Origin of the sequence: Pseudomonas sp. Pseu.R1 (genome assembly GCF_045764065.1) — a bacterium.
In the GTDB taxonomy this organism is placed as follows: Bacteria; Pseudomonadota; Gammaproteobacteria; order Pseudomonadales; family Pseudomonadaceae; genus Aquipseudomonas.
Window position 1 is genome coordinate 566,836 of the sequence record NZ_JBJGEE020000001.1, and the last position, 17,845, is coordinate 584,680.

Sequence of the window (17,845 nt, forward strand, 5' to 3'; positions counted from 1 at the left end):
TGTGACCCTGCCCGTCCAGCCATCAGTGGCAGACGGCGCCAGACTCTTCCTTTACCTCACAAGAGGGCGATCCTTGACGACATCGAAAGCGGCAACCGGCATTACCGGCCTGGATGACATTCTCTCCGGTGGCCTCTCGCGAGGTCATGTCTTCCTGCTGGAAGGCGAACCGGGCACGGGCAAGACCACCGTGGCCCTGCATTTTCTGCTGGCAGGAGCAGCCGTCCATGAACGCTGCTTGTACATCACGCTGTCCGAATCCGAACGCGAACTGCGCGACGGCGCCCTGTCCCACGGCTGGGAGCTGGGTGAACAGATCGAGGTCTTCGAACTGACGCCACCTGAAGACTTGCTCGACACCGAGCATCAGCAAAGCCTGCTGTATTCATCGGATCTGGAGCTGGGCGAAGCCACCCGGCAGATATTCGAGGTCGTGGAACGGGTCAAACCGACTCGGGTAGTGATCGACAGCCTGTCCGAAATTCGCCTGCTGGCGCAAAGTTCGCTGCGTTACCGCCGACAGATTCTGGCGATCAAACACTACTTCGCACGCTACGACGCAACAGTGATCCTGTTGGATGACCTGACGGCAGAGCAGCAGGACAAAACCGTGCACAGCGTCGCTCACGGCGTGATCCGCCTTGAAGAACTGCCCCCCACGTACGGTACTGAGCGTCGGCGCCTGCGGGTGGTCAAGTACCGAGGCCAAAAATACCGTGGCGGTTATCACGATTTCACGATCGTGACCGACGGCGTACAGGTGTTCCCGCGCCTGATTGCCGCCGAGCATCGATCCGCTTACGACAGCCGACAGCTCAGCAGCAACATTCCCGAGCTGGATTCGCTGCTCGGCGGTGGTATCGACAGCGGTTCGAGCACACTGATTCTGGGCCCTGCCGGCACCGGCAAGTCGTTGCTGGCACTGGTGTTCGCAGCCGCAGCAGCGAGCCGGGGCGAAAAGGTTGGACTGTTCATCTTCGATGAAGAAAAAGGTCTGCTGATTGCCCGAATCAAGAAACTGGGCATCGATCTGGAAGTTCTTCAGCAGAGCGGCAATTTGCTGATCGAACAAGTGGACGCGGCCGAACTGTCCCCCGGCGAGTTTTCTCATATGGTGCGCAATAGCGTCGACGAACAGCAGATCAGCACCGTGATCATCGACAGCCTCAACGGCTATAAGGCGGCGATGCCGGAAGAAAATGCGCTGGTGCTGCACATCCACGAATTGCTGCTGTACTTGAACCGGCGCGGCGCCTCGACTTTCATGACCGTGGCCCAGCATGGCCTGGTCGGCGACATGCAAGCGCCAGTCGACATTACCTATCTGGCCGACACCGTGATCCTGTTGCGTTATTTCGAGGCCCTAGGCAAAGTTCGCCGAGCGATTTCCATTATCAAAAAACGGACCGGAATTCACGAATCCACCATTCGCGAATACCGGATCAGCGGTGCCGGACTGAAGATCGGCGTACCGCTGGAAGCGTTTCAAGGCGTGCTGCGCGGCGTGCCCGATTACGCAGGCGAAGGTAACCCCCTGCTTAGGGACGAGGACGAGTGAGTACACCGGGACAACTGTCGGAACGCGCAATCATTCTGGCGCCCCATGGACGGGACAGCCAGATCGCCTTGAGAATCCTGCAGGAAGCAGGTTTCCCGGCACTCATTACCCATGATCTTGCAGGTCTGTGCCGGGAACTCATTTCCGGTGCCGGGTTGGCGATCATCGCCGATGAAGCCTTGCGCGGCGTGGACATCAACCCGTTGATGAGCCTGCTGAGCAATCAGGCCGCCTGGTCGGATCTGCCCATCGTGCTGTTGACTCACCATGGCGGCCCGGAACAGAACCCCTCTGCCCGTCTGGGCAAACTGCTGGGCAATGTCACCTTCCTTGAACGCCCTTTTCACCCCGTGACGCTGGTCAGTCTGGTGACCACCGCTGTGCGCAGTCGTCGCCGTCAATACGAAGCGCGCAGTCGCATGGAAGACCTGGCTGAAGGTGAACAGCGCCTGCAACACGCGCTCAAGGCGGGACGTCTGGGCCCTTGGCAACTGGAGGCCGAGTATCTGGAACTGGACTGCTCGGCCATCAGCCGCGCCCACTTCGGACGCGACGAGCACGCGCCTTTTACCTATCACGACTGGCTGGACGCGGTGTATTCCGAAGACCAGCCCCGCATGCAATCGGCGTTGCAACACAGCCTCGACACTGGCAGCGACTTCGTCATCGAGTTTCGCAACGTCTGGGGCGATGGCTCGCTGCACTGGGTCGACGTTCGCGCTCGGGCCATTCGTGCACGCAATGGCCGGGTCAGCCTGCTGGCTGGCGTCACGTCGGACATCACCGAACGCAAACTGGCGGAAACCCAGTTGCGGCGTCTCAACGAAACGTTGGAGCAGCAGGTCGAAGAGCGCACCTCTCAGTTGCGCCACAACGAAGAAGTGCTGCGCCAATCGCAGAAAATGGAAGCGGTGGGCCAACTCACCGGCGGCATTGCCCACGACTTCAACAACATGCTCACCGGCATCATCGGCAGCCTGGAACTGCTGCGACGGCGCATCGCCAAGGGGCGCACTGACGACCTCGACGGCCTGATCGATCTGGGCGTGACCTCGGCCAATCGGGCAGCTGCGCTCACCCACCGGCTGCTGGCGTTTTCCCGTCGCCAGTCACTGGATTCAAAGCCGGTGGAGATGAACGGACTGGTCATTTCCATGGGTGAGTTGCTGCACCGCAGCGTCAACGAAAGCGTGAGTCTGGACATGTGCCTGGCACCCGACCTGTGGACCGCTGAAGCCGATCCCAACCAACTGGAAAGCGCGCTGCTCAATCTGGTGCTCAACGCCCGTGACGCCATGCCCGGCGGCGGCATGCTGATGATCGAGACCTTCAATCGCAAGCTCGACCCAGCCTTCACCAACGCTTACGAGAACCTGTTGCCCGGCGATTACGTGGTGCTCAGCGTGACGGACACTGGATCCGGCATGCCGGAAAACGTCGTCAGCCGGGCATTCGATCCGTTCTTCACCACCAAGCCGATTGGCCAAGGCACGGGTCTTGGCCTGTCGATGATCTACGGCTTCGCCAAGCAATCTCGCGGCCACGTGGCCATCGAAAGCCAGGTGGGCCATGGCACTACTGTTCAGTTGTTCTTGCCACGCTTCAACGGTGACAAAGAAAACGAAGCCACGACACTCGATGCGCAGGCGCTGGAAGCCCGGGAAGGCGAGACGATTCTGATCGTCGAGGACGACCCCGCCGTGCGCGCGCTGGTCAGTCAGGTGCTCAGCGAATTGGGTTACGACTACCTTGAGGCGGGAGATGCGCTGGCCGCTGTGCCGATTCTGGAATCGGGGCAGCGGATTGACCTGATGATCAGTGATGTCGGCCTGCCAGGCATGAATGGTCGGCAACTGGCCGATATCGGTCGGCAGTTGCGACCGGCGCTGAAAGTGCTGTTCATCACCGGTTATGCGGAGAATGCCGGGACGCATGCAGGGTTTCTGGACGACGGTATGCAGATGATCAGCAAGCCATTCGCGTTCGAGCAGTTGACCATCAAAGTGCGGGAAATGATCGAGGGCTGACCCAGCCCTAGCACTTGATCCTGATCTTTTTACGCGATCGCCCGGATACCGCCGAACGCGACTTGCGCTCAGTCTGCGCCCACGTCGCGTTGGGCGGTGTTTGGGCTTCCTGAGTGCGTGTGTGAAAAACCGAAGCTCAATCGTCCCATCAGTTCAATAAACGCTGAATCTGCGACTGCAAACTGTCCATGGTGAACGGTTTGGCCAGAATCGGCGCCTTGCGGGCAATCGGGCTGCCGGATTCGACGATTTCCGCCGGATAGCCACTGATGAAAATCACCTTGAGCTCCGGTCGCAGCTTCACCGCGGGTTCAGCGATCATCACCCCGGACACACCGCCCGGCAGACGGTAATCGGTGATCATCAGGTCCAGGTGAGGTTTGGTGGCAAGGATTTCGAATGCCTGCTCGCCGTTTTCCGCCTGCAATACCCGATACCCCTCCCCCGACAGATAGTCGGACAGCAGCATCAGGATCAGCGGCTCGTCTTCGACAATCAATACGACATTTTCTGCATCAGAGCTCATGGGAACGCCTTCGATCTTTTAAATAGCTGCCATTACGACCATGGCCCGCTCTGGAGGTTGCGCAGAAAAATCAGATATTTAGCTGGACGGTCAGGGGCTGTGCGACAGCAGCGTCAACCCCTCGGTCGACGCCGCTCTGGCCCGCCCATGACGGGCCATTGCGCCTTAAAGCGGCAAACTGACGCGGAACAGCGAACCGCAGCCCTCTTCGCTCTCGACGCTGATGGCGCCACCGTGGGCGGCGACGATCTGGTCAGAGATGAACAGACCCAATCCCAGCCCTGACACCGCATGGCTGGCCGACACCCGCTCGAACTGTTGGAAGATCCGTTTCTGGTTTTCGGCACTGATACCGATGCCCTGATCCTTGACTTCGACCCGCGCCTCACTGCCAGCGCTGTATACCCGCACTTCAATGGGCTTGTGGGCGCCATAACGCAAGGCGTTGGTCAGCAGGTTCGCCACCACTTGCTCGATGCGGAACTCGTCCCAGATACCAATCACCGGCTCACTGGCATGAAGGGTCACGACGCTTTCGGCAGCGGCAATCTGCGCGGCGTAGCTCTCCACCAGATTGACCACCAGTTCCGACAGGTCGAATGCGCTGGTGCGGATCGACAGTTTGCCGGTGCGAATGCGCGACACGTCGAGCATGTCCTCGATCAGCCGAATCAGGCTTTGAATCTGGCGCTCATCGCGCTCGACCATGGCCTTGAGCTTGTCCATGGTGAAGGCCGACGCGTTGTCTTTGGCCAGGTGCAGTTTGCGCAACTGGGTTTCCAGAATCAGCCCGTTGAGGGGCGTGCGCACTTCGTGAGAGACGATGGACATGAAGTCATCGCGCATCCGGATCGCATGCTCAAGCTCGTTCTGGGTCGAGGTCAGTTCACGCAGCAGCGCTTCCTGTTCCTGACGACTGCGCTCCAGCTCCTCGACCTGCTCCTTCATCGCCTTGCGCTGACGAAACAGGTCGACAAACACGTTGACCTTGCTCTTCACCGCATGGATGTCCAGCGGCTTGTGCAGAAAGTCCACGGCCCCGCTTTCATAGCCCTTGAATGCGTAATTCAGCTCGCGCCCGGCCGCGCTGACGAACACGATGGGAATGCTTTTGGTCTTTTCGGTGCCTCGCATCATCTCGGCCAGTTCGAAGCCGTCCATGCCGGGCATCTGCACATCGAGAATGGCCATGGCGAACTCATGCTCCAGCAACAGCGACAGCGCTTCATCGGCCGAGGTGGCCTTGAACACCTGACGGTCTTCACGCTTGATCAGCGCTTCGAGGGCCAGCAGGTTTTCCGGCAAATCGTCGACGATCAACAACTTGGCAATGATTTCACTCAGCATGCAATTCGTTCCAGCTCAACGAGCAAAAGGCCAATATCGGCCAAAGGCAGGAGAAAGTCCGGTGTGTGCAGAGCCAGCGCCGCGTCGGGCATGGCACGGGCCAATGCCTGCGCCGGGTCCTGGACCACGGTAAGACCACCGGACTCACTGATTCGTGCCATTCCTTCGGCACCATCATTGTTGGCCCCGGTCAGCAAGACCCCGGCGAGCCTGTTTTCATAGGCATCGGCAGCCGATTCAAAGAGGATGTCGACGCTGGGACGGGAGTGATAAACGCGCTCTTCCTGGCTGAAGGAAAACGTCAGATCGTTCTCCACCGACAGGTGATAGCCGGGGGCGGCGAAGTACAACGTGCCGGGCACGATGGGCTCCTTGTCGTCCGCCTCCTTGACCGGCATCGCCAGGTGTGAGCTGAACACCTCTGCCAACAGGCTGCGACGTTCGTCGGGCAGGTGCAGGACCACGATGATCGGCAAGCGAAAACCTTTGCGCAGCGGCCGGAAAATCTTCAGCAGCGCCTCGACCCCGCCCGCCGACGCACCGACGACGATGGCATCGACCTTCGGCAATGCGAGGAGATCCGAAGCCGTGCCAGGAAAGGTGGTTCTCATGATTTGCGATAGATCCGCTCTTGTTTGACCAAGGGCTCGAACTGATCCTTGTAACCGGAAAACTCCAGGGTTTCCTTGCTGCCCAGCACCAGAAAACCGCGATGACACAGGGACTCATGGAACAACCCGAATGCCCGGTCCTGCAACTTCTTGTTGAAGTAGATGAGCACATTGCGACAAGAGATCAGGTGCGTCTCGGAAAACACGCTGTCAGTGGCCAGGCTATGGTCGGCGAAGGTGACGTTTTCCCGCAGCGTCTTGTCGAAGATCGCGTAGTCATAGGCGGCCGTGTAGTAGTCCGACAGCAGCCGTTTGCCGCCCGCCTTGAGGTAATTGTCGTGGTACTTCTGCACATGCTCCATGGAAAAGATGCCCTGCTTGGCCTTCTCCAGAGAATCGGGGTTAATGTCGGTGGCATAAATGATGGTGCGATCGAGCAACCCCTCCTCACGCAGCATGATGGCCGTCGAATACACCTCTTCACCCGTGCTGCATCCGGCAATCCAGATTTTCAGCGAGGGGTAGGTCTTGAGGATCGGCACCACTTCCTGACGCACCGCCAGACAATGCGAGGGGTCGCGAAACATCTCGCTGACCGGCACCGTCAGGAACTGCAGCAATTGCATGAATGCCGTAGGGTCGTGCAGCACCCGCTCCTGCAAGGCGGAGATGGTTTTCAACTCGAACTGGCGCAATGCATGAGCGACGCGTCGTTTCACCGACGCGCCGGAATAATCACGAAAGTCATAGCTGTATTTCAGGTAAATCGCTTCGATCAACAGACGCAGCTCGATCTCGACGTTTCGCTCATGGGCCATCGGTAAAACCTGGTCTTTCTACGGGCGTGGTCAATTGATCCGCTCCATTCAGATACGTTCCATTTTTGGCAGCCACACGCGAATCAGCGAGAACAACCGGTCCAGATCGATCGGCTTGGCCAGGTAATCGTTGGAACCGGCCTGCAGGCAGCGCTCCTGATCGTCCTTCATGGCCTTCGCCGTCACGGCAATGATCGGCAGCTTGCGCCAGCGCGGGTCCTTGCGGATCTGGGTGGTGGCTTCGTAGCCGTCCATTTCCGGCATCATCACGTCCATCAGCACCAGATCGATGTCCTCGACCGTATTCAACTTGTCGATGGCTTCCAGACCGTTACGCCCCACTTCGACGATGGCGCCTTTGTGCTCCAGTGCGCTGGTCAGGGCGAAGATGTTGCGCACGTCGTCGTCCACCACCAGGATCTTGCGGCCTTCGAACACTCGATCGCGACTGCGAGCGGTCTTGAGCATTTTCTGGCGCTCGTTGGACAGTTGCGACTCGACCTTGTGCAAGAACAGGGTGACCTCATCCAGCAGCCTCTCAGGTGAGCGCGCACCCTTGATGATGATGGTGCGCGAGTACTTGAGCAGCTCGGCTTCTTCCTCCCGGGTGAGGTTGCGCCCGGTGTAGACGATGACTGGCGGGAACGCACAGATTTCGTCGGTGGACATGCGCTTGAGCAGTTCATTGCCCAGCATGTCCGGCAGTTTCAGGTCGATGATCATGCAGTCGTAGGCGTTGTCGCGCAGCAACTCCAGCGCGTCCTGAGCAAAACCGACGGCGGTGATTTCGATGTCGTCGTCGCCGATCAGGCGGGCAATGCTGTCGCGCTGCAAAGCGTCGTCTTCCACCAGCAACACGCGTTTCACTTTCTGCGTGAGCTTGGCTTCGAGACGGGCAAACACGTCCTTGAGTTCTTCACGGGTGGTTGGCTTGACGGCATAACCGATGGCGCCCATCTGCAAGGCCGCTTCCTGACGGTCTTCGACAGAAATGACATGGACCGGAATGTGCCGGGTCGATGGCATTTCCTTCAAACGCTGGAGCACGGTCAGGCCGGAATGATCGGGCAGGCGCATGTCCAGCAGGATCGCGTCCGGCAGGAAACTGGACGCCAGATCGAAACCTTCGTCAGCCGCGTGAGCCACCAGGCAGTGGTAGCCCAGCTCGTGCGCCAGGTCGTAGAGGATGTGGGCGAAGCGCACCTCGTCCTCAATCACCAGAATGCAGCGCTTGCTGAACGGCACTTTTTCCCGATCATCGGAAAAACGCGGCACGGTTTCGCTGGCAGGCACCGGCACGGGCACCGCCGCCACCGGAACAGCCAGTGGCGTGGTGATCGGCGCAGCCACTGTCGCTACGGGAGAGGATTCGATGAATTGCGGTTGTTCAACGTAGTTCTCCGGCAACACCAGCGTAAAGATGCTGCCCTGCCCCAGCGCACTGGTCACCGAAATCGATCCGCCCAGCAGTCGCGCCAGATCGCGGGAAATCGATAACCCCAGACCGGTGCCGCCGTAACGGCGTGCAGTGGTGCCATCGGCCTGATGGAACGCCTCGAAAATGCTTTCCTGTTGATCTTCGGCAATGCCAATGCCCGAGTCGCGCACGGCAAACACGACGCCTTCGCCCGGCTGGCGCGACACTGTCAGGCTGACCGCACCGCTCTCTGTGAACTTCACGGCGTTGGACAGCAGGTTCTTCAGCACCTGTTCCAGGCGCTGGCGGTCGGTGTACAGCGAGACCGGCGTGCCAGGCTGGATTTCCACGGAGAACTGCAACTTTTTGTCCGCTGCCAGCGGCTCGAACATCATGCGCAAGTTATCGACCAGACGGCTGACGCTGCTGTTTTCCGGGCGCACTTCCAGCTTGCCCGCTTCGACCTTGGCAATGTCGAGGATGTCGTTGATCAGGTTCAGCAGGTCGTTGCCTGCCGAATAGATCGACTCGGCGAATGTCACCTGCTCGTCGGTGAGGTTGTCGTGGGGGTTTTCCGCCAGCAGCTTGGCCAGAATCAGCGAGCTGTTCAGCGGCGTGCGCAGCTCATGGGACATGTTGGCGAGGAACTCGGACTTGTATTTGCTCGACCGCTGCAACGCTTCGGCGCGGGCCTCCAGTTCGACCTGCGCGATATTCAGCTCTTCGTTGTTGCGGTCCAGCGCATCCCGTTGTTCGGCCAGCGCCTTGCTCTGCTCCGACAACTGCACGTTGGTCTGCTCAAGCTCAGTCTGCTGGGTTTCCAGATGGGCCTGGGATTCCTTGAGAATGCGTGACTGCTCTTCCAGCTCTTCGTTGGCGGTGCGCAGTTCTTCCTGCTGCACTTGCAGCTCTTCGTTGAGCTGTTGGGTTTCGGCCAGCACTTCCTGAAGCCGCTGACGATAGCGCGCGGCGTCGATGGAGATACCGACATTCGTGGCCACCAGTTCGAGGAACTCTCGGTCGCGCGGCGTCAGTTCACGCAGAAAACCCAGTTCGATCACACCATTGACCTGATCATCGTTGGTGGTCGGCACCACGATCACGCTGCGTGGAGAGCCGTCGCCCAGACCCGAGCTGACCTTGAAGTATTCCTGCGGTACGTCTTGCAGCAGGATGACTTCGCTCTGCTCGGCGGCCTTGCCGACCACGCCTTCGCCGCTGAAGATCGACTGTTCCTGCAACTCTTGCTGCCGCGAGAAACCGTAGGAGGCCACCCGCACCAGCCCGCCATGCTCCTGACGCACGTACACGGCGGCGACCACGCTGCCCAGATACTGGGCAAAGAATTGCAGCACATTGCGGCCCAGCAGGTTCAACGTCAGTTGGCCGATGACCTGTTCGGCCAGCGCACTCTGGCCGTTACGCAGCCAGGCGACATGGGCCAGACGCTCGGCGTCTTCCTGTTGCGCCTTGATGTTCGCCGCGTAAGTGTTGGACAAGGTGGTCATATCGCGGCGGCCGACCCAGGCCAGGATGCCGCTGACGATCACGATAAAGGCAATGTACAACGACACCGAGAGCAGCGTGGTGTGGGTGACGTCGGCGTTGCGGGTCAGGCGCAACTGGTGTTCGATGTTCGCCGCCTGATCGTACTGATCACGGATTTCATCAGCCAGGCGCTTGCCCTGGCGATTCAGGATGGGCGTCGCGTAATCGCCGTTGTTACGGCGCAGCATGATCATGTTCTGCGCGAATTCGTTCCACGATTCCTGCATCGCGGCCAGGCGTCTAAAGCGGTCAACCTGATCCGGGTTGTCAGCGACCAGTTCCTCCAGGCCCTTCAACTCGGAAATGATGCTCGGCTTGGCCACTTCATACGGATCAAGGAAGCGCTCGTCCCCGGTCAGCAAGAAACCGCGCATGCCGGTTTCCATGTCCACCGACAGTTTCAACGAGCGGTTGATGTTGTTGATGACCCGGTCGGTGTGCTCCACCCACTGGATGACCGACAACAGATACGTGATCAGGATCACGAAAAACGCAGCGCTCAAAACTCCCACTGCCAAGGGCAGGCTCACGTTGCGGGTCAATAATTTGCGAAAACGTTGCTCATCGACGGCAGAGGTTTGGATCATCGCAAGTGCTCGGGCAAATTCGGCTAAACCACGGAGTTTGCCGCATTTTTTGGCAAAAAACTCCGACTTATAGGACACAACGCTGAATTTTCAGGTTTAAGTTATAGGCTAAAAACGCGCGTACTATACGATTGAGTGATTCCTTTACGCCATCTAACTCAATTGAATTGTGTTTTTGACGTCTGGAACTTGTCACAATCACCGGCTCAGTTGTCTCGCAGATCAGGCACAATCCGCCGGATCCAGTTCCCGCCATTTGAAGGAAAATGTTCATGCCCGACCCAACCAGCACGATTCTGGTGGTGGAAGATGACGACATCGTGCGCATGTTGATCGTCGATGTGCTCGAAGAGCTCGAATACACCGTGCTCGAAGCCGCTGACGGCAGTGAAGCGCTTGCGCACCTGCAAAATGACGGCGAAGCCATCGACCTGATGATGACCGACCAGGGCCTGCCCGACATGAAAGGCACCGAGCTTGCCAGCCGGGCGGCGGCGCTGCGCCCGACCCTACCGATTCTGTTCGCCAGCGGCTACGCCGAAAACATCGATGTGCCGTCCGGTATGCACCTGATCGGCAAGCCGTTCTCGATCGATCAACTGCGCGACAAGGTGACCAGCATCCTTGGCCATTGAACAACGCACCACCCACGTCCTGATCATTGGCTATGTCTGGCCGGAGCCGCGCTCGTCGGCCGCCAGCGGCCACGTGATGCAACTGATCGACTGCTTTCTCGAGCAGGGCTGGCAGATCACCTTCGCCAGCGCCGCGACTGAAGGCGAGCACAAGGCCGACCTTGCCGCACTCGGCATCGACGAAGTGGCCATCGAACTGAACAACAGCAGTTTCGACGTGTTCATCAGCGAACTACAACCCGATGTGGTGCTGTTCGATCAATTCCTGATGGAAGAACAGTTTGGCTGGCGGGTCGAGAAACACGCGCCGAATGCCGTCCGCGTGCTGGAAACGTCCGATCTGCAAAGCATGCGTCACGCCCGGCACCATCAGGTCAAGGAGCTGCTCAAGGGACAACCCGACGGCGACCTGTCCGACTACTTCGCCATGCCCCGCTGCGAGCTGTTTTCGCGGATGGCGACCACTGACATGGCCCAGCGCGAGATCGCCGCGATCTACCGCAGCGACCTGAGCCTGATGGTCTCGGACATGGAAATCGAACTGCTCACCGAACAATTCGGCCTGCCCGCTTCGATCCTGCATTGGGCGCCACTGCTGGTGCACCACGTGCCAAAACAGGCGCCAGGCTTTGAAGAGCGCACGCACTTCCTGACCATCGGCAACTTCCGTCACGCGCCCAACTGGGACGCCGTGCTGTGGCTCAAGAACTCCATCTGGCCGTTGATCCGCCAGCAATTGCCGAGCGCGCAGGTGCATGTCTACGGCGCCTACACCCCGCCCAAGGCTGCCGCGCTGCACAACCCGGTCCAGGGCTTTCACATCATGAACTGGGCCGAAGATGCGCTGGAAGTGATGTCGGCTGCGCGGGTGTCACTGGCACCGATCCGCTTCGGCGCCGGAATCAAAGGCAAGATCATCGACGCCATGACCTGCAGCACTCCCACCGTCACCACTCCCATCGGCGCAGAAGCCATGCACGGCGACCTGCCTTTCCCCGGCGCCATCGCTGAGGACGCGCAATCGCTGGCCGACGAAGCCGTGCGCTTGTACACCGATCGAACGCGTTGGGAACAGGCACAACAGGAAGGTTGGCAGGTGTTGCAAGCGAGGTTTCGGTTTGCGCCGCACTGCAAAACGTTGATCGAGCGCATCGAGCAGATACGCGGTGACTTGGCGGCGCATCGCGCGGCGAATTTCACCGGGGCGATGTTGCGACACCATCAACACAAGAGCACGCAGTACATGTCGCAGTGGATTGAGGCGAAGAATCGCAGCGTTTGAGTGTGAATAGCGGAGATGAAAAAGCCCCTGACGCTCACGCGCTCAGGGGCTTTTTTCATGATGCCGTCGCTCAATCGCTCTCAAGCAATGCCCGCAACATCCACGCCGCCTTTTCATGCACCTGCATGCGCTGGGTCAGCAAGTCGGCGGTGGGTTCGTCGCTGACTTTCTCCAACAGCGGAAACATGCCACGGGCGGTGCGCACGACCGCTTCCTGGCCGGCCACCAGTTGCTTGATCATGTCGGTCGCTGCCGGCACGCCCGGTTCCTCTTCGATCGAGGACAGACGCGCGTAAGTCGAGTAGGTGCCCGGCGCCGGGAAGCCCAGGGCGCGGATGCGTTCGGCGATGGCGTCGACGGCAGTGGCGAGTTCGGTGTACTGCTCTTCGAACAGCAAGTGCAGGGTACGGAACATCGGGCCGGTGACGTTCCAATGGAAATTGTGTGTTTTGAGGTAGAGCACGTAGGTGTCGGATATCAGCCGCGACAGCCCTTCGACGATGTCCGCGCGATCCTGTTCGTTGATACCGATTTCGATAGGCATGTGACGCTCCCTTTGGTCTCTATGATTTCTCGTAATGAGGCCATTTTAGGAAAGCACTTCCGATAGCGGAAATCACCCATGGCAATCGCAGCCATCGATGCAGACTATGGGTGGCACGTTTGGCTGGCGCAGCGAAACTCTGGCCAGCCGCCCCCAAAGCTGGACGCCAACACGGACTTTTTTGGGGTCAGATCAGGGGTCCGGTTTTGCTGCGCGACCTATGACTGCGTACGATCCGGTCGTGTCAGCCCCAGTTTGTCAATGCGATAGCGCAGCATGTCCCGAGTCAGCCCCAGCAGCCGGGCCGATTTGGTGACGTTCCAGTCGGTCTTGTCGAGGACTTTGCGCACCATTTCGTTTTCCACCTCCGGCAGGTTCATGTTGCCCATGCCGTCGTTCATCGCCTGTGGGTGGGATTGGGGTTGCGGGTTGAATTGTGGCACGAAGGCCGGGGTGGTCATCGGCTCGTCCATCAGGCTGGGGCACAGGCCCAACTGGTACGGCGCGATGCAATTGGTCTGGGTCAGCAATACCGTCTGTTCAAGCATGTTGCGCAGCTCACGCACGTTGCCCGGCCAACTGTAGCCGCGCATCAACTGTTCGGCGTCGGCACTGAACCGCAGGTCGGTCTTGCCGTAGCGCTTGCCGTGCAGTTGCAGGAAATGCCGGGCCAGGCGAATCACGTCATCACCCCGAGCCTGCAAGCGTGGCACCTTGATCGAAATGATGCGCAGGCGGAAGAACAGGTCGCGACGGAATTTGCCCTGCTGCACCATCTGTTCGAGGTTGCAGTTGGTGGCGCTGATGATGCGCAGGTCGACCTTGCGCTCCTTCACCGAGCCGATGCGTCGTACGGTGCGGTCTTCCAGCAGTTTGAGCAGTTTGGCCTGCAACAGCAGGTCCATTTCCCCCACTTCATCGAGGAACAGGGTGCCGCCATCTGCCGCTTCCACCAGCCCGGTACGACGATCCTTGGCGTCGGTGAACGCGCCTTTTTCGTGACCGAACAGCTCGGCCTCGATCAGGTGCGCGGGAATCGACGCACAGTTGAATTCCACGAACGGCCCCTTGCTGCGCGGCCCGTCGAAATGCAGCGCGCGAGCCACCAGTTCCTTGCCGGTGCCGGTCTCGCCTTCCACCAGCACAGGGGGCAAGTCGCTGCTGGTCATGCGCTGCTCAGCGTCGAGCAATTGGGTGACCACATTCTTCACCGCCATCATCGCCGGGGAGTCGCCGATCAGCGCCTGCAAGCCCGAATGCTTGGCGTCGCGGTCCTGATAGAACGACAGCGTGCGCTCCAGGCGCTCGGTGGCCAGTGCCTTGTCCAGCAGCAACTTGAGTTCGGGCAGGGCGACGGGTTTGGTCAGGTAATGAAACGCGCCCTCCTTCATCGCCGTCACGGCGTCTTCGATATTGCCGTAGCCGGTCATCATGATCAGTTTGAGGTCCGGCGCGCTTTCCCTCAGCGCGTTGATCAGCTCGTGACCGCTCATGCCCGGCAGGGAGTTGTCGGTGAGCACCACGTCAGGCCGCCAGTTTTGCAGGGTCTGGAGCGCCTCTTCGGCGCAGTGGCAGACCCGCGCCTCAAAATCCCGACGCTCCAGATAGGTCTGGATATTGCTGGCCAGGAGCTCGTCGTCTTCAACCACCAGTATGCTGTGTTCCATCGAGTCCCCCTTCCGCCGCAATTTTGAACGTCAGTTTCACACGGGTACCTTCCTGCTCTCGGCTGGTCAGGGAGACCTTGCCGGAAAACCGCTCCATGATCCGCTTTACCAACACCAGCCCCACACCCAGACCACCCTGTTTGGTGGTGAAGAACGGTTTGAACACCATCGCTTCCTGCTGCCGGGACATGCCTTTGCCGTTGTCGGCGACCGTCAGGTAGACACGCCCGCTGGCAGGCTCGGACACGATGTCGATCTTCAGTTTGCCGTCCTTGGTCATGGCCTCCAGTGCGTTAGCCATGAGGCTATTCAAAATCTGCGCCAACAGAATGCGCTGGCTGATCACCAGAGGGGTCTCTGTGGGCGCAAACTCAACGCTGATGCTGGCCCGCCGCAGTTGCTGCTCGTACGACACCAGCACATCCTGCATGCAGGCCACCACGTCCACCGCCTCGGATTCCCCACTAATGGGGCGTAGCGACAACAGCAGTTCGCGCACCCACTTTGACATGCGGTCGACTTGATTGATGATGTCGTTGATGTTCTTTTGCGCGGCCGGATCGACCACTTCCAGAGCCAGCTCGGCACTGGAGCGGATGGTCGCCAGCGGGTTGCGCAGGCTGTGGGCGACCGCTGAGGACATTTCCCCCAGTGCGGCGAATTTTTCGCTGTTGATCAGTTGCCGCTGCTGGGACTCCAGCAATCTGGAGGCCCGCCGCACGATCCAGAACAGCCCCAGGTAAATCAACATGCCCCCAATTCCGGTGGAAACCCAGATCACCACGTAGCCGCGCTCGATGCTGGCGATCAGGTCTTTGGGCTCCTTGTAGATTTCGACGATGGCCAGGACGTCTTTTTCCTCGGCGTCGAACAGCGGAATGTAGTTCTCGATGAACAGGTAATCCGGTGGGTTGAGAAACTTTTGCTCGTTCTGATGGCGTTGAGTCTCGTGGTGGGCGCTGCCAGTACGCTGGCGGGAACGAAACGCGGCTTCCAGATCGTCGTTACCCAGAATCGCCTTGCCGATCAATGCCGGGTTAGTGGACCAGATGATGACGCGATCAGGCGCGTAGACGTTGACCAACAAGGCGTCTGGCAGCGAGGAAATATGGTCGAGGAATTCATCGCGGGATTTGCGCCGGGTTTCCGGGTCGACATCGGCGACCGGCAGATCACGGCGGGTGTCGAGCAGCTCGGCCATGGTCCGGCTGGTGGGAATTTCCGCGTGACGGATCTCGGCAGAGGCGATGGCGTGGACGAATTGCGAGGTCAGCAGCGAGTCGCGCTGCACCGCTTCGCTGACCACGAAACGGGTGGAAATCAGCCCCAGTCCGATGGCCACCGAGGCAATGACCAAGAGGCTGACCAGCGAGAACCAGCGCAGGAGATTGAAGCGAGGCCGTGGCTTTTTTTCTATTTCTTTGAGGCTGGCTTGAGTCAGCATATCGCTGCGCCCTATCGATCCCATGGCGGCCGTCCTGGTCACTTTTTTAGTCGGTATAGCGTAAGCCGCTGCATCGCGGTAGCGGATTTTTAGCGCCTCTCGAGACTTTTGATATCACAACGACACCACTCACCTCACCTACGCCGCGCTTAGTCCCTGATTGCCAAGGCAGTTTTACAAAAAATATTGAACTTTTTTAAACGATTGCCGTCCGTCCGACGGTTTCGCCTCCTGCGGTTTGCACCTTCCCCCAACTCTGGGGAGAGCCCCCCACTTCCCACCTGTTTCACCTGAGCAACGACCTGTCTCGACGCTGAGATTTCAGCCACTTATTACTTGAATAACAATGAGTTAAACAACTGTTCAGCATTCTGGTACAGATGTTGCGCTAGCCCTCGCAGCCTCCTGGAACCGACGCCTTCGTCCGACTCACGCCAGAGGCAGGTTCATTGCGAGAGGGAAGACAAATGCCCAGCACATTGACCCACGCCGTGACGCTGCTGACACTGATCGCAGCCGTTCACGGTTCCACCCAGGCCGCTCTGTTCGCGGTCGATCAGGGCGTCTACAGCCCACAAAACGGCAACTTTGCCCAGTGGTATCAGGACACTCACGGCCGCACCCTCGACCTGTGCCTGGGCAAAGCGCTGAGTTCCCGCGTTCCGTCCACGCCCGGTGTGCCGTCGTACATGTGTACGCTGGCCGTCGCCGCCGGGGTCTTCGATGATCAACAGCCGATGGTGTTTCCCACCAACTTCCCGGATGAAGCCTTCTGGTTTCTGGCTGACGGTGCCTTGCCCACGGCCGGCGCCGCCACGCTCAATCTGAAGTACACCGCCGCACTTGAAGCCGCGTTCAGTGGCGGCGATCCTGCCCCTAACGATCAGATCAGTTTCGCGCGTATTCGTATTCGCATGGATGCGCCGGTCGCAGGCACCTACACCATCACGCACCCTTACGGCGTGGATGTCTTCCAGATCGACACGCCCGGCACCAAAGCCATCAACATGACCCGCGACATCGGCATCGGTGCCATCGGCAATTTCACGGGTGCCTTGACGGGTGATGTCGGCCCCTTCCTGCGCAGCGTCAACGGGCCTTACACCGAAACCGACCCCACCACGGGGGTAGCCTCGCAGTACATCGGCGATCCCAACCTGACCGAGCAGGTCACGGGCAGCCCGTTCGGCACCAACTTCATCAGGGTTCAGGGCCCGAATGGTATCGATGGCCGCACCGACGTGTTCGGCATCACCGGCAAACTCTCCACCGTCGTGCGTCCGACCCCGAACGTCGTACAGCGCGCCACCTATACCCGTCGCCCTGGCGGCACCGGCAACGCTGGCGTTCAGGCACAAGAGGACGTGTTCGCCCTCGCCCCGCCGCCGCCGGGCACCGCTTCGTTCGTCGACACCGCCAGCGCGCCGATCACCATGACTGAAGCCACCGCCACTGGCGCCTGGTACGGCCAGTCTTCGGCGAACCCGACGCTGCCCGTCAGTCTGAGCGTCACCGCCGACAACCACCTGGCGATCCCCACCAGCACGCCGACCACCGTCACCCGCGCCCTGACCGACCTGGTCAGTATCGACACCGCCACCTACAGCCTGGCGTCCGGGCAACTGACGTTGTCGGCCACGACCAGTGACGCGACCGCGGCCACCACCCTGACGGCCACCGGCAGCTCCGGCGGCGCCATCGGCACCCTCGGAGGTGGCGGGACCACGAAAACCCTGATCACCGGCATTTCGCCGATTCCACCGGCCAAAGTCACGGTGACCTCGACCAATGGCGGCAGCGATACCGAAGAAGTGGTGATCGTTCCCTGATCGCG

Annotated in this window: 13 protein-coding genes; 5 read left to right on the forward strand and 8 right to left on the reverse strand. The window is 59.8% G+C overall.

Features of this window, described 5'->3' with window-relative positions; translation table 11 throughout:
- Nucleotides 1-73 precede the first annotated feature (73 nt).
- On the forward strand, nt 74-1,558 hold the full coding sequence (locus tag ACI5GA_RS02770; protein WP_421421573.1) for an ATPase domain-containing protein: 1,485 nt from the start codon (nt 74-76) through the stop codon (nt 1,556-1,558).
- Nucleotides 1,555-3,585 (forward strand): response regulator, encoded by a 2,031-nt coding sequence (locus ACI5GA_RS02775; RefSeq protein ID WP_404632332.1) that lies wholly within the window; start codon nt 1,555-1,557, stop codon nt 3,583-3,585. Before ACI5GA_RS02770 ends, ACI5GA_RS02775 begins: the two co-directional genes overlap by 4 nt.
- A 148-nt stretch (nt 3,586-3,733) precedes the next feature.
- On the opposite strand, the gene ACI5GA_RS02780 is transcribed toward ACI5GA_RS02775, so the two are convergent.
- The 5 genes from ACI5GA_RS02780 to ACI5GA_RS02800 all read right to left on the reverse strand — a co-directional run bounded on the left by ACI5GA_RS02780 (nt 3,734) and on the right by ACI5GA_RS02800 (nt 10,439).
- Nucleotides 3,734-4,111 (reverse strand): response regulator, encoded by a 378-nt coding sequence (locus tag ACI5GA_RS02780; RefSeq protein ID WP_404632334.1) that lies wholly within the window; start codon nt 4,109-4,111, stop codon nt 3,734-3,736.
- 165 nt (nt 4,112-4,276) lie between these two features.
- Nucleotides 4,277-5,458, reverse strand: coding sequence for a hybrid sensor histidine kinase/response regulator (locus ACI5GA_RS02785; protein WP_404632336.1), 1,182 nt, complete (start codon nt 5,456-5,458; stop codon nt 4,277-4,279).
- Entirely contained in the window at nt 5,452-6,069 is a 618-nt protein-coding gene (locus ACI5GA_RS02790; RefSeq protein WP_404632338.1) for a chemotaxis protein CheB, read from the reverse strand. The genes ACI5GA_RS02785 and ACI5GA_RS02790 overlap by 7 nt, the downstream gene beginning before the upstream one ends.
- Nucleotides 6,066-6,887: a CheR family methyltransferase gene (locus tag ACI5GA_RS02795; protein ID WP_421421579.1), complete on the reverse strand. Its 822-nt coding sequence runs from the start codon at nt 6,885-6,887 to the stop codon at nt 6,066-6,068. The genes ACI5GA_RS02790 and ACI5GA_RS02795 overlap by 4 nt, the downstream gene beginning before the upstream one ends.
- A gap of 48 nt (nt 6,888-6,935) precedes the next feature.
- Nucleotides 6,936-10,439 carry a response regulator gene (locus tag ACI5GA_RS02800; RefSeq protein WP_421421581.1) on the reverse strand — a complete coding sequence of 1,168 codons (3,504 nt, stop codon included), beginning with the start codon at nt 10,437-10,439 and terminating at the stop codon, nt 6,936-6,938.
- 272 nt (nt 10,440-10,711) lie between these two features.
- Between ACI5GA_RS02800 and ACI5GA_RS02805 the strand changes: the two genes are divergently transcribed.
- Together ACI5GA_RS02805 and ACI5GA_RS02810 are read left to right on the forward strand one after the other, a co-directional pair.
- Nucleotides 10,712-11,074 (forward strand): response regulator, encoded by a 363-nt coding sequence (locus tag ACI5GA_RS02805; protein WP_404632344.1) that lies wholly within the window; start codon nt 10,712-10,714, stop codon nt 11,072-11,074.
- Nucleotides 11,064-12,356, forward strand: coding sequence for a glycosyltransferase (locus tag ACI5GA_RS02810; protein WP_421421584.1), 1,293 nt, complete (start codon nt 11,064-11,066; stop codon nt 12,354-12,356). Before ACI5GA_RS02805 ends, ACI5GA_RS02810 begins: the two co-directional genes overlap by 11 nt.
- Before the next feature lie 70 nt (nt 12,357-12,426).
- Here ACI5GA_RS02810 and ACI5GA_RS02815 read toward each other — a convergent pair whose 3' ends face one another.
- The 3 genes from ACI5GA_RS02815 to ACI5GA_RS02825 all read right to left on the reverse strand — a co-directional run bounded on the left by ACI5GA_RS02815 (nt 12,427) and on the right by ACI5GA_RS02825 (nt 16,011).
- Nucleotides 12,427-12,900, reverse strand: a complete 474-nt coding sequence (locus ACI5GA_RS02815) for a Dps family protein (protein WP_404632346.1) — start codon at nt 12,898-12,900, stop codon at nt 12,427-12,429.
- 218 nt (nt 12,901-13,118) lie between these two features.
- A complete protein-coding gene (locus tag ACI5GA_RS02820) occupies nt 13,119-14,567 on the reverse strand; it encodes a sigma-54-dependent transcriptional regulator (protein ID WP_421421587.1) in 1,449 nt (482 codons plus the stop codon).
- Entirely contained in the window at nt 14,542-16,011 is a 1,470-nt protein-coding gene (locus tag ACI5GA_RS02825) for a sensor histidine kinase (protein ID WP_404632350.1), read from the reverse strand. Before ACI5GA_RS02825 ends, ACI5GA_RS02820 begins: the two co-directional genes overlap by 26 nt.
- 467 nt (nt 16,012-16,478) lie before the next feature.
- On the opposite strand from ACI5GA_RS02825, the gene ACI5GA_RS02830 reads away from it, so the two are divergent.
- A complete protein-coding gene (locus ACI5GA_RS02830) occupies nt 16,479-17,840 on the forward strand; it encodes a hypothetical protein (protein WP_421421590.1) in 1,362 nt (453 codons plus the stop codon).
- Nucleotides 17,841-17,845 lie beyond the last annotated feature (5 nt).

What these genes read in the sequence shown, in the direction of transcription:
- ACI5GA_RS02780 (WP_404632334.1), bottom strand. Translation starts at nt 4,111, where the DNA reads ATGAGCTCTGATGCAGAAAATGTCGTATTGATTGTCGAAGACGAGCCG.
- ACI5GA_RS02785 (WP_404632336.1), bottom strand. Translation starts at nt 5,458, where the DNA reads ATGCTGAGTGAAATCATTGCCAAGTTGTTGATCGTCGACGATTTGCCG.
- ACI5GA_RS02790 (WP_404632338.1), bottom strand. Translation starts at nt 6,069, where the DNA reads ATGAGAACCACCTTTCCTGGCACGGCTTCGGATCTCCTCGCATTGCCG.
- ACI5GA_RS02795 (WP_421421579.1), bottom strand. Translation starts at nt 6,887, where the DNA reads ATGGCCCATGAGCGAAACGTCGAGATCGAGCTGCGTCTGTTGATCGAA.
- ACI5GA_RS02800 (WP_421421581.1), bottom strand. Translation starts at nt 10,439, where the DNA reads ATGATCCAAACCTCTGCCGTCGATGAGCAACGTTTTCGCAAATTATTG.
- ACI5GA_RS02805 (WP_404632344.1), top strand. Translation starts at nt 10,712, where the DNA reads ATGCCCGACCCAACCAGCACGATTCTGGTGGTGGAAGATGACGACATC.
- ACI5GA_RS02815 (WP_404632346.1), bottom strand. Translation starts at nt 12,900, where the DNA reads ATGCCTATCGAAATCGGTATCAACGAACAGGATCGCGCGGACATCGTC.
- ACI5GA_RS02820 (WP_421421587.1), bottom strand. Translation starts at nt 14,567, where the DNA reads ATGGAACACAGCATACTGGTGGTTGAAGACGACGAGCTCCTGGCCAGC.
- ACI5GA_RS02825 (WP_404632350.1), bottom strand. Translation starts at nt 16,011, where the DNA reads ATGCTGACTCAAGCCAGCCTCAAAGAAATAGAAAAAAAGCCACGGCCT.
- ACI5GA_RS02830 (WP_421421590.1), top strand. Translation starts at nt 16,479, where the DNA reads ATGCCCAGCACATTGACCCACGCCGTGACGCTGCTGACACTGATCGCA.